Origin of the sequence: Thalassotalea piscium, from assembly GCF_030295935.1 — a bacterium.
GTDB lineage: Bacteria > Pseudomonadota > Gammaproteobacteria > Enterobacterales > Alteromonadaceae > Thalassotalea_B > Thalassotalea_B piscium.
Map to the genome: position 1 here is coordinate 1,725,672 of NZ_AP027362.1, position 11,890 is coordinate 1,737,561.

Annotated in this window: 7 protein-coding genes; all 7 read left to right on the plus strand. The window is 37.3% G+C overall.

Features of this window, described 5'->3' with window-relative positions:
• The first annotated feature begins 143 nt into the window (after positions 1 to 143).
• Positions 144 to 1,604, plus strand: coding sequence for a Na+/H+ antiporter NhaC (gene nhaC, locus QUD79_RS07455; RefSeq protein ID WP_184424020.1), 1,461 nt, complete (start codon positions 144 to 146; stop codon positions 1,602 to 1,604).
• 149 nt (positions 1,605 to 1,753) lie between these two features.
• Positions 1,754 to 4,318, plus strand: coding sequence for an aminopeptidase N (pepN, locus tag QUD79_RS07460; RefSeq protein WP_184424021.1), 2,565 nt, complete (start codon positions 1,754 to 1,756; stop codon positions 4,316 to 4,318).
• Positions 4,319 to 4,346: 28 nt separating this feature from the next.
• A complete protein-coding gene (locus QUD79_RS07465; protein ID WP_184424022.1) occupies positions 4,347 to 4,565 on the plus strand; it encodes a DUF2835 domain-containing protein in 219 nt (72 codons plus the stop codon).
• A 310-nt stretch (positions 4,566 to 4,875) separates the two neighbouring features.
• Positions 4,876 to 6,936, plus strand: coding sequence for a DUF1302 domain-containing protein (locus tag QUD79_RS07470; protein ID WP_184424023.1), 2,061 nt, complete (start codon positions 4,876 to 4,878; stop codon positions 6,934 to 6,936).
• 11 nt (positions 6,937 to 6,947) lie between these two features.
• Positions 6,948 to 8,306, plus strand: coding sequence for a DUF1329 domain-containing protein (locus tag QUD79_RS07475; protein ID WP_184424024.1), 1,359 nt, complete (start codon positions 6,948 to 6,950; stop codon positions 8,304 to 8,306).
• Positions 8,307 to 8,379: 73 nt separating this feature from the next.
• The gene (locus QUD79_RS07480) at positions 8,380 to 9,390 is read left to right on the plus strand and encodes a YCF48-related protein (protein ID WP_184424025.1); all 1,011 of its coding nucleotides are present in this window, start codon (positions 8,380 to 8,382) and stop codon (positions 9,388 to 9,390) included.
• A complete protein-coding gene (locus QUD79_RS07485) occupies positions 9,391 to 11,730 on the plus strand; it encodes an efflux RND transporter permease subunit (protein WP_184424026.1) in 2,340 nt (779 codons plus the stop codon).
• The last annotated feature ends 160 nt before the right edge of the window (positions 11,731 to 11,890 follow it).

An 11,890-nucleotide genomic window follows, 5' to 3' on the forward strand; every position in this document is an offset into this window, starting at 1 on the left:
AGTCCGTTGTGTAAATGGTTAGAGAAAATAAAAAAGCTTGCAACCACAGTAAACACAAGGCATGTTAAGAGCCCTTTATACCTGTGGTATAACTTTTATAAATAAAAAAATAAATAATAAAACGTTAAGGTAAAATTTCTTTTATGTCAGATTCTAGTCAAATTAACCCCCCAAGCTTTCTTGATTCATTTATTCCTGTCATTGCTTTAGTTGTTATGCTGTCGACAGGGGTTATTTACTTTGGTGATAACTCATCTTTTGGCCCTAATCAAATTGCTTTATTACTCGCGATGGGTATCGCCGTAGTTATTGGCTTAAAAAATGGACACAATTGGTCATCTATTGAAAAAGCGATTGTTCACGGAATTTCAATTTCACTAGGTGCAATTTTAATTCTATTGGCAGTGGGCTCTCTCATAGGAACATGGTTACTCAGTGGCACTGTGCCAACAATGGTCTACTATGGCTTAAAGATTATAGATCCGAGCTGGTTTTATGCAGCAACTTGTTTAGTGTGTGGTATTGTTGCAATGAGTATCGGTAGTTCTTGGACAACTGCCGCAACTGTAGGTGTTGCCTTTATCGGTATTGCTACAGGCTTTGAAATGTCTACTTCTGTAACTGCTGGAGCGGTAATTTCTGGTGCTTATTTTGGTGATAAACTCTCTCCTCTCTCTGAAACCACAAACTTAGCTCCCGCAGTGGCAGGAAGCGAGCTATTTGAGCATATCCGTTATATGTTATGGACCACTATTCCATCTATTTCGATGGCATTAGTTTTATTTTTATTAATTGGTTTCAACCACTCAACAGAAATGCCAGTTAATACCAGCAGTATTGATACCCTTATCGCTACGCTTGATTCTACTTACAAGATAAACCCATTAAACTTAATACCACTTGGCATTTTGTTATTTATGGCTTACAAAAAAGTTCCAGCTTTTCCGGCTGTTTCTATTGGTGCAATAATTGGGGCCATTTGGGCGCTAATTTTTCAGCAAGAATTAATTTTAACTATGGCGAGTGAAGGAATCTCAGGTGCTAAAGCCTATATTATGGTGGTTTGGACAGCATTTTTTGATGGGGTTGTTGTAAAAACAGGTAATAGTGAGATTGATGAATTATTAAGCCGTGGTGGTATGTCAAGCATGCTTAATACTATCTGGTTGGTAATGTGTGCATTAAGCTTTGGTGCAGTGCTTGAACATCTTGGTATGTTGAAAAAGTTTGTCGATTCAATTTTATCAGCAGCTAAGTCTACAGGTAGTTTAATAGCAAGCACAATGGCTACCTGTATTGGTACCAACTTGATCACAGCCGATCAATACATGTCAATCGTAATGCCAGGAAGAATGTTCAAAGAAGAGTATGCTCGAAGGGGCCTTCATCCTACAGTGCTAAGTCGAACTTTAGAAGATTCAGGTACCATTACTTCGCCTTTAATTCCATGGAATACCTGTGGTGCCTTCATGTTTGGTGCATTAGCATTAACGTCTTATGAGTATATATATTACTGTTTCTTCAACTTAATAAACCCAATAGTGGCGCTTATTTATGGTTATACAGGTTTTAAAATAAAAAAAATGGTAACAAATAATACTTAATTAGAAAGTAAAATATTATTTAAGAAAGCCTGTGATAACCACTGAATATAAATTCAATCGGCTTATTCCAGGCTTTTTCTGTTTCACATCTTTGTATTACCATGGAGATTTAACCGTCTAGTTGGTAATCATCCTTCAGGGGGAATTTAATGTCTGATTTTACTGCACGTTACTTAAAAGACTATCGTCCTAGCGAATTTACAATTAATACAATTGACCTAACATTTGAGCTAGATGATCATAAAACTATTGTCACTAGTGAGATGTCGGTCACAAAAAAGTCTACAACCGCTAATAAGTTAACTTTAGATGGTGAGCAACTTAAGCTGATTGCTGTATTTTATAATAATCAAGCATTAGCCCCTTCAGATTATCAGTTAAATGATGATAGCTTAACGTTATCCATAATTGATTGTGAATCAACAATTAAAATTATTACAGAGATTGATCCCGTTAATAACACGTCCTTAGAAGGCTTATTTAAGTCAGGTGGAGCTTTTTGCACGCAATGTGAAGCTGAAGGCTTTAGAAGAATAACTTATTATCTTGATAGACCCGATGTAATGGCGAGGTTCACTACAAAAGTTATCGCGGATAAAACCTTATACCCATTTTTACTTTCTAATGGTAATAAAGTGTCAAGTGGCACTTTAGACGGTAACTTTCATTATGTTACATGGGAAGACCCTTTCCCTAAGCCTAGTTATCTATTTGCAGTAGTTGCTGGGGATTTTGATCTGCTAACAGATAGCTATGTAACTAGTTCAGGTCGAGATGTACGCTTAGAGATTTTTGTTGATAAAGGGAATAAAGATAAAGCCCATCATGCAATGGCATCGTTGAAGCATTCAATGCGATGGGATGAAGATACATTTGGTTTAGAATATGACCTAGATATATACATGATTGTTGCTGTTGATTTTTTCAATATGGGGGCGATGGAAAATAAAGGGCTAAACGTTTTTAATAGTAAATTTGTGCTAGCAGATAAAGAAACGGCAACAGATACCGACTATTTTAATATTGAAGCTGTTATTGCACATGAGTATTTTCATAACTGGACAGGAAACCGTGTAACGTGCCGAGACTGGTTTCAGCTAAGTCTAAAAGAGGGTTTAACGGTATTTCGTGATCAACAATTTAGTGCTGATATGCATTCTGCAGCGGTCACAAGAATACAGAATGTGCGTGTGCTTCGTTCTCAGCAGTTTGCTGAAGATGCAGGGCCAATGTCGCACCCGATACGCCCTGAAAAAGTTATTGAAATGAATAACTTTTATACACTGACTGTGTATGAAAAGGGCGCTGAAGTCATTCGCATGCTTCATACGCTTGTCGGACAAGAGCAGTTTAAGCAAGGTATTGATTTATACTTTAAACGCTTCGACGGCCAAGCGGTAACTTGTGAAGACTTTATTAATGCAATGGCTGATGCTGCTAGTATAGATCTAACACTATTCAAGCGCTGGTATAGCCAATCAGGTACACCATTACTGACTGTAGAAGAAAACTTTGATGAACAATCTAAAGAATATACCCTTTTAGTTAAACAAACTAATCATCCGACAAAAGACCAACAGGTAAAAGCAGCGTTACATATTCCAATTGCAATTGAATTGATCAGTGAATGTGGTACTAAGGCTAAATTATTAGAGTTAAAATCCAATAGCGAACAGTGGCACTTTAATGATTTTAAAACCAAGCCAATAGTTGGCTTTTTAGCTGGTTTTTCTGCGCCAGTAAAAGTGAATTTTACGCAAAGTAATAATGACTTAGCAACTATTATGACCAAGGCAGATGATGAATTCTTACGTTGGGACGCAGGACAGAAGCTATACGTTGATACAATCGCAAAACTGATTGCGGATGAAAATTATCAAATACCACTACAATTAATTGATATTTTAGCGGTGCAGCTGAAAAGTGACAGCGACCTTGCATTAATTGCAGAGCAATTTACGTTACCAAATTTTCATGAGCTTGTTGAACAATTTAAACCTGTTAACCCAATAGTACTGCTTAATGCTATTGAACAATTAAAAACTTTTATTGCTCAAGGGCTACAGGATGAGTTTCTTGCAATCTATAAAAAACACGCTGATAAAATATACCAAAACCATGCTGATGCAATAGGGGAGCGTGCTATTAAAAATATGGCACTATCGTATTTAATGACCTTAAGCAGTTATCACGACATTGCTGAGCAACAGTATGCAAACTCTGACAATATGACTGACAGCTTAGCTTCACTTAATAGTGCGGCAACAAACGGTATAGCCGCATTTGACACTATGATGGCATCTTTTGAGAAACGATGGTCGAGAACCGCGTTAGTAATGGATAAATGGTTTAGTTTACAAGCTGCATACAAAGGAAATGATGTGTTCGAACGACTGACTAAGCTTAGTCAACATCCATTGTTTAGTTTGAAAAATCCCAATAGAGCCCGATCTCTAATTGGAGCGTTTACACATAGTAACCCACGATTTTTTCACTGTTCGACAGGTAAAGGCTATCAGTTTTTAGCCGATCAAATATGCAAGTTGAATGACATTAATCCACAAATTGCATCAAGATTGATCACCTCGTTGATTCAATTTAAAGATTTTGATAAAAATAGACAAGAACTAATGAAGCAGCAATTAGTGAGAATTTCAACACTTTCCTCTTTATCAAAAGATTTAAAAGAGAAACTAGATGCGGCTTTAAGTTAACAACTTTTAATATGTTACCAACGTTAAAATGAAATATTACTTTTCAATGAACATGACAAGGGACGAGATAATGCCATACTATCAAGGCAAAGCCTTGTCTATTGTCGTGCGCGCTGAATGTGGGCTTAAAGTACAATTTCCCGCGATGCATATTAGAAAGTATGTAACTTTGGCAGGGGTACAAGGCCGTTTTTGCTTGGAAACAGTAAATAATAAATTTATTTCTCTAACAAAAGTTAATTATTAGAGTTTATGCTTTAAACGCTGGTCTGACCAATGATGCTTGCTCGGTTTATCATCAATCTATAAAGACCCGTACCAATAATACTGTTAGCTAAGTGAATAATGTAAGATGTGCACTAATTTAAACAAGTGTTTTAAACGGGGTAGCTAATTGTATCTTGACAGTATTTGAGCGCTTTATATACAAGGAACTCATCTGGTCAGATTAGTGCTTGCACCCCTGCCAAAATGATGCAATTATTGTTTTATACCACTATAGTGGATAAATAGAATTATAATACGATAAAAACTGTTTCAGGTCTGGGGAGAACATAATGAGACAAAGTCCAATAACAAGATTTATCAAAAAGCCATTGGCAGTAAGTATTACTACTGCCATCTTGCTTTCGCAAACGGGTCAAGTGAGCGCGGCTAATTTTCAATTAGGCGATTTCGATATTAGCTTTAACTCTACTTTTTCTGTAGGGGCTAGCTTTCGTACCGAAAATAGAAATTGGGAAGATCACGTTGGTATTTCAAACAATGTTAATAATGGTCTTGATTTTTCTCAGTACCATCCAGCATTAAATCCAAACCCTGCAAGTAATACAATATGGCAGGGTGAAGGTAGTTATTCTAATAATGGTGATTTGGGGAATTTAAACTTTGATGCGGGAGATACATTTTCACGTTTGTTTAAAGGTACTCATGAATTAGATATTCGCAAAGACAATGTTGGTGTCTTTTTGCGTGGTATGTACTTTTACGATTTCGAAATGATGGATAACGATCGTCCATGGAGCAATGTTGTTTCTGGTGAAAAGATAAATCCATGTCGTGACAGTGAAGCTAAAGATCAAGTTTGTCGTGATATTAGATTACTTGATGCCTATTTTTATGGTGATTTTGATATAGGTGAAATGCCTTTTTCAGTGCGTATAGGTCAGCAAGTTATCGGATGGGGTGAAAGTTTACTTATTTCACATGGTATTAGTGAAATTAACCCTGTCGATATATCTCGTCTTAAAGCACCAGGTGCTGAATTAACAGAAGCATTCATCCCATTTGGTGCTGTTTGGGCCTCTTTAGGGATTTCTGAAAACTTCAATATTGAAATGTTTTATCAATATCAGTGGGAAAAAACAATTTTACCTGCACCAGGTAGTTACTTTTCTACTAACGACTTTGCCGGAGATGGCGGTCATTACAACAATATTCAACTGGGCTTTACTGGTAACCCTGATATTGATTTAGATACCCTTACGACCGGAATGAATCAATTGGGTGATATGATGCGCTCTGGAGACCCTGCAACAATGGGCGCTGCTGGAGCAATGTACATGGCTTATCCAACTAAGCTTACATTGAAAGCGCCAGGTGCAGCCAGTACTTTAGACCCTGAAGACGGCGGTCAATACGGTATTCGTTTATCTTGGTATTTACCTGAGTTAAATGAAACTGAAGTTAGTTTGTATTATGTTAATTACCATAGTCGTCGTCCATTCTTCTCAGGTAAGACAGCTGATTTCTCGGCTGCATCAATAGCATCAGATTTAGCATTTTTAGCGTCTAATGAGATAACTGAGCATAATTACCATGAGTTAGGTACTTTCTCTCAAGTACTACTTGCTTATCCTGAAGATATTAAAATGACAGCATTAAGTTTTAACACGACTGTAGCTGACTTTGCAGTTTCGGGTGAAATTACTTATCGCCAAGACGAACCACTTCAAATTGATGACGTTGAGCTATTGTTTGCCGCTATGCCACAGCAGTTAGCACACCCTGACTCTGTAAATTATCGCCCAGATCTTGATGGCATTTCACAAATGGATGTATTTGCACCAGGGGAAACAGCACAAGGGTATATTTTAAGCGATACTGTTCAAGCACAAATGGCGTTCACCCGTTTTTGGGGACCTTCTATTGGCGCTAGTCAGTTAACTACATTGCTTGAAGTTGGCGGTATAAATATTAATGATATGCCAGACCAAGACGTACTTCGCTTAAATGGCCCAGGAACTGCTAGAAATGGCGGAATTGCAGGCAAAGAAGGGCTAGAAGTTGCACTTCAAGGTGGAAGAGAAACTAATCCTTTCCCTGATGACTTTGCTTGGGGCTATAAATTTGTTGTTAAGTTAGATTATACCAACGTGGTTGCTGGCATTAACATGACACCTAAGTTTATTTTCTCTCATGACGTTAGTGGTATAACACCTGATCCTATTTTCTTATTTGTTGAAGACCGTAAGTCACTTTCTGCAGGGATTACCTTTGACTACCAAAGTAAATGGTCAGCCGACGTTACCTATAACAGCTTTTGGGGTGGTGTAGGTACAACCAATCAAATTGAAGACCGCGATTATGTGTCTTTCAATATAAAATATTCTTTATAAGGGCAGAATCAATGAAAAAAATTACATTGTTATCATTTGCTATGTCTTTAGCGTTTTCAGGCGCTAGTATTGCTAAAGTCGATACAGAGCAAGCAAAGAAGTTATCGGGCGAACTTACCCCAATGGGTGCGGTAAAAGCAGGTAATGCCGACGGCTCAATTCCAGAGTGGACAGGCGGTATTACAACCCCACCAGCAGGTTATACCGTTGGCGATCACCATTTAGACCCTTATCCGAATGATAAAGTGAAGTACACCATTACTTCAGCAAACGTTGCTGAATATGAAAAGCTTCTTACACCGGGTCAAGTAGCACTATTTAAAACGTTTCCAGAAACTTATAAAATGAACGTTTATCAAACAAGACGATCTGCGTCTTATCCTGAGTTTGTATATCAGGCAACCATTGATAATGCTACCCGTTCAATGTTAGTGCAAGAGGGTAATGGTATAACTAAAGCTGCCGTAGGTGTTCCATTTCCAATTCCTGCGAATGGTTTAGAAGCTATTTGGAACCATATTTTACGTTATAGAGGTGAGGCTATTGTTCGTCAAGGCGGGCAAGTTACACCAACATCTTCAGGAAGCTACACCTATGTAGGTTTTGATGATCAGCTGATGTTACCGTATGGAATAGAGGGCGCTTCACCTGAAGACTTAGAAAAAACAAATATTCTTTTTAAATTTAAACAAAAAGTAACAGAACCATCTAAACTAGTAGGTACAGCATTACTTGTGCATGAGACGATGGACCAAATTAAAACGCCTCGTCAGGCATGGATATATAACAAAGGTATCCGTCGAGCACAAAAAGCGCCGACTGTTGCCTATGATGCCCCAGGTACTGCTGCGGATGGATTAAGAACAACAGATGACTTTGATATGTTCAACGGTGCGCCAAATCGTTATACATGGACATTAAAAGGCAAGCAAGAGCTCTTAATCCCATATAACGACTATCGTTTGCACAGTGATAAACTAAAATATGCTGATATTATTCGTCCAGGGCATATTAATCCTGAACATGTTCGCTATGAGAAACATAGAGTTTGGGTAGTTGAAGCTAATTTGAAAGATAATACCCGTCATATTTATAAAAAACGTGTATTCTTTATCGACGAAGATAGCTGGCAAATTGCTGTTACCGACATATATGATGAGCGTGATGAATTATATCGCGTTGGTGTAGCACATGGATTAAACTATTATGAAGTACCCACACAGTGGTCAACTTTAGAAGTTTTTCATGATCTGCAATCTAAGCGTTATATTGCAATGGGTTTAGATAATGAAGCGAACATGTATGACTTCTCAGCTAAACTAAAAGATGTAGACTTTACATCGAGAGCGTTACAACGAGACAACCGTTAGTTAGTAACTTTCATTTGAAATGGCTGGCTATTGTCAGCCTTTTTTATGTGCATGTATTAGGATCAAACATTTGATGATAAAAATACTTCTTCTGATCTTTACGATCATCTTGTCGCAAGCTACCCAAGCAACTACATTAACTGCTGACGCAGTTATATCTCCCTTAGCTAAAGACTCTCTACTTTTAGACATTAAAAATGTTAATGATCAATTTTTAATTGCTGTTGGTGAAAGAGGGCATATATTACGCTCTACCGACGGTAAGAATTGGCAACAAATGCCTTCACCGACACAAATTACATTAACATCAGTTTTTTTTGTGAACTCTTCACTAGGCTGGGCTGTTGGGCATAATGCCACTATTTTACATAGTAATGATTCAGGTTTTACTTGGACGGTGCAAAATCAAAACCCTCAGCTCGAAGTTCCATTTCTAAACGTACATTTTAAAGACAGTAAAGAAGGTGTTGCTGTTGGTTCTTATGGTTTATATTATCGAACAAAAGATGCTGGCCTTACTTGGCAACAAGAGTTTCATTTAACATTGTTGACCGAAGAAGACCTTGAATACCTAGATGAATTAAAGCGAGATGACGAGGCAGTATACCTAACGGAACGTTCACGAATTTTGCCTCACTTTAACCGCTTTTATCAAGATGGCCGAACGGTATATTTAGTTGGTGAATTAGGTTTAATCGCCAAAAGTAATGATTACGGGGCAAACTGGGAACGTTTAGCCGACGTTTACCAAGGTTCCTTTTACGACATTCATCGCACCAAAAAAGGTAACTTATTAGCTGTAGGCTTAAGAGGCAATGTTTTTAGAAGTGTTTCTAATGGTAATGATTGGCTCAATAGTCCTGTAGAGACAACCGCATTATTAAATAATATTGTGCTTTACCAAGATAACGTTGTCTTTTTATTAGGTAATAATGGTGTACTCTTAAAGAGTGTTGATGACGGTATTACATTTACAATGAACACACAGGCAGACGGAAAAGCATTATTGGCGGGCGCTATATTTAAAGATAAATTAATTGTTGCGTCTGAAGTAGGTATTAAAGTATTACAGGTTACCCCATAAATGAGACCAATTGATCACATAATTAATCGCATTGAAGTTACTGTTTTCAGGCATAGAGTGTTTGTAATCAGCCTATTCTTATTGATGTCACTATTTTTAGGGTATCAAGCAACACAAATTAAATTAGATGCATCGTTTACCAAAAACATCCCGTTAAACCATGAGTATATGCAAACATATTTAAAGCACAGAGCTAACTTTGGCGGTGCTAATAATGTGTTGATTTCAGTATGTAATCAAGACGATGACATTTTCAATAAAGAGTTTTTTACCGCTCTTAAAGGTGTCCATGACCAGTTGTTTTTTATTCCTGGTGTTGAGCGGACCCAAGTTAATTCTTTATTTTCTCCTAGTACTCGGTTTATCGAGGTTGTTGAAGATGGTTTTGCAGGGGGGCCTGTTGTACCTGCAGACTTCGTAGCCGACGAAGAAGGTTTAGCCATAGTTAAAGCAAATATTGAAAAAGCAGGAATTGTTGGTCGAATTGTTGCGGATAACTATAGTTGTGCAATGGTTAAAGCTGTGTTGATGGAAAATAATCCAGATACTGGCGAAAAGCTTGATGTTATAGCATTAGCGTCAAAACTTGAAAACGATATAAGAAAGCCCTATGAAAAAGACGGTATTACCGTACACATTATTGGCTTTAGTAAAATGGTTGGTGATATTGCTGACGGTGCAAAGGGGGTTGTTACCTTCTTTTTAATCGCAATTGCGATTACGACGGTTATGGTTTATCTCTTTTCTAAATCAATCGCACTAACACTATTACCTATCGCTTGTTCGTTAATCGCCGTTGTTTGGCAATTAGGTTTGTTATCAACACTTGGTTTTGGTTTAGATCCAATGTCGATATTAGTGCCATTTTTAGTCTTTGCTATTGGTGTTAGTCATGGTGTGCAAATGATTAATACGATAGGTAAAAAAGTATCACTTGGGATGAAAAGTAAAAAAGCAGCTAAATTTGCTTTTAGGACCTTAATAGTACCTGGAGGCATAGCCTTGCTGTCTGATACTGTAGGTTTTATCACCTTATTATCGATAGATATTGGTATTATTCGCGAGCTTGCAATTGCAGCCTCACTTGGTGTTGGCGTTATAATTTTAACTAACTTATTGTTGTTACCTGTACTCGTGTCTTTTATCAACATTCCAGTTAAGAAAGTTAAGCCTAAAAGTAAATCTCAGATGGGTTTTCAACAAGCACAGCAAGAGCATTTGTTATGGCGATTTATGCAGTCATTTAGTGACCGCAAGGTGGCAAGTGTTGTTTTAGTGATTGCCGCGATACTTTTTGGTCTTGGCTTTCATTATTCAAAACAGCTTAAAATTGGTGAGCTACATGCAGGGGCACCTTCTTTGCACGAACATTCACGCTATAATCAAGATACCTTCTTAATTACCGATAGATATGCCATTAGTGTTGATTATATGTCGGTAATTGTTGAAACCAACGCTAATGCCTGTACAAATCCAGAAGTGTTAAAAACTATGGACGGTTTTCAGTGGCGTATGGAAAACATCGAAGGTGTTCAATCAACGGTAAGTTTGCCTTCTGTAATGAAAATAATTAATGCAGGTTATTACGAGGGTAATTTAAAGTGGCGTATCATATCACCTAATCAATATGCATTAGCGCAAGCTTTATCAAATGTTCCTAGCTCTACCGGATTACTTAATAACGACTGTAGTGTTATGCCTGTTATTCTGTTTTTGCAGGACCATAAAGCAGAAACAATCAATAGAGTTGTAGATGCGGCTAAAATAGCGATTGATGATTACAACAACGACCTTGTAACATTTAAACTTGCTTCAGGTCCTGTAGGGGTTATGGCTGCAACTAATGAAGCCGTTGAAGAAGCACAAACCCCCATGATGTTATACGTTTACGGCGCAGTAATTATTTTATGCTGGTTAAGTTTTAAGAGCATAAAAGCAGTCGTTTCAGTTGTGGTACCTTTATACATAGTATCAACGTTAGCTCAATGGTTGATGACAGTGCTTGATATTGGTTTAACTGTTTCTACATTGCCAGTAATTGCTTTAGGTGTGGGAATAGGGGTAGATTATGGAATATATATTTTATCTACAATGAGTCAAAGGCTAACTGCCGGTGATAATATTCAACAAGCTTATTTAGCCGCATTAAAAGAAAGAGGAACTGCAGTGTTAATCACTGGCGTAACTTTAGCTATCGGTGTTTCAACTTGGTTTTTCTCTGATTTGAAATTCCAAGTCGATATGGGAATTTTATTAACGTTTATGTTTTTAGTGAATATGTTGGCAGCGGTAACTATTTTACCTGCAATTGCCGCATTTTTATGGAAAAATCAAAAATAGTTTAAAATAAATTATTTCTATATTAGTGCATAAATAAACAAGAAAATGGCCGTTTGGTCATTTTCTATTTATAAGAAGTGAATAAAGCCTTGTTTATTCAGCTGCAAACCCTATTTTAAAAGACCAGTACAAAAAATAATCCTCGCAAAAGCCTAAAATA

Excerpts from the sequence above, each read along its gene's own strand:
- QUD79_RS07465 (WP_184424022.1), top strand. The coding sequence starts at position 4,347 with ATGAAATATTACTTTTCAATGAACATGACAAGGGACGAGATAATGCCA.
- QUD79_RS07470 (WP_184424023.1), top strand. The coding sequence starts at position 4,876 with ATGAGACAAAGTCCAATAACAAGATTTATCAAAAAGCCATTGGCAGTA.
- nhaC (WP_184424020.1), top strand. The coding sequence starts at position 144 with ATGTCAGATTCTAGTCAAATTAACCCCCCAAGCTTTCTTGATTCATTT.
- QUD79_RS07480 (WP_184424025.1), top strand. The coding sequence starts at position 8,380 with ATGATAAAAATACTTCTTCTGATCTTTACGATCATCTTGTCGCAAGCT.
- pepN (WP_184424021.1), top strand. The coding sequence starts at position 1,754 with ATGTCTGATTTTACTGCACGTTACTTAAAAGACTATCGTCCTAGCGAA.
- QUD79_RS07485 (WP_184424026.1), top strand. The coding sequence starts at position 9,391 with ATGAGACCAATTGATCACATAATTAATCGCATTGAAGTTACTGTTTTC.
- QUD79_RS07475 (WP_184424024.1), top strand. The coding sequence starts at position 6,948 with ATGAAAAAAATTACATTGTTATCATTTGCTATGTCTTTAGCGTTTTCA.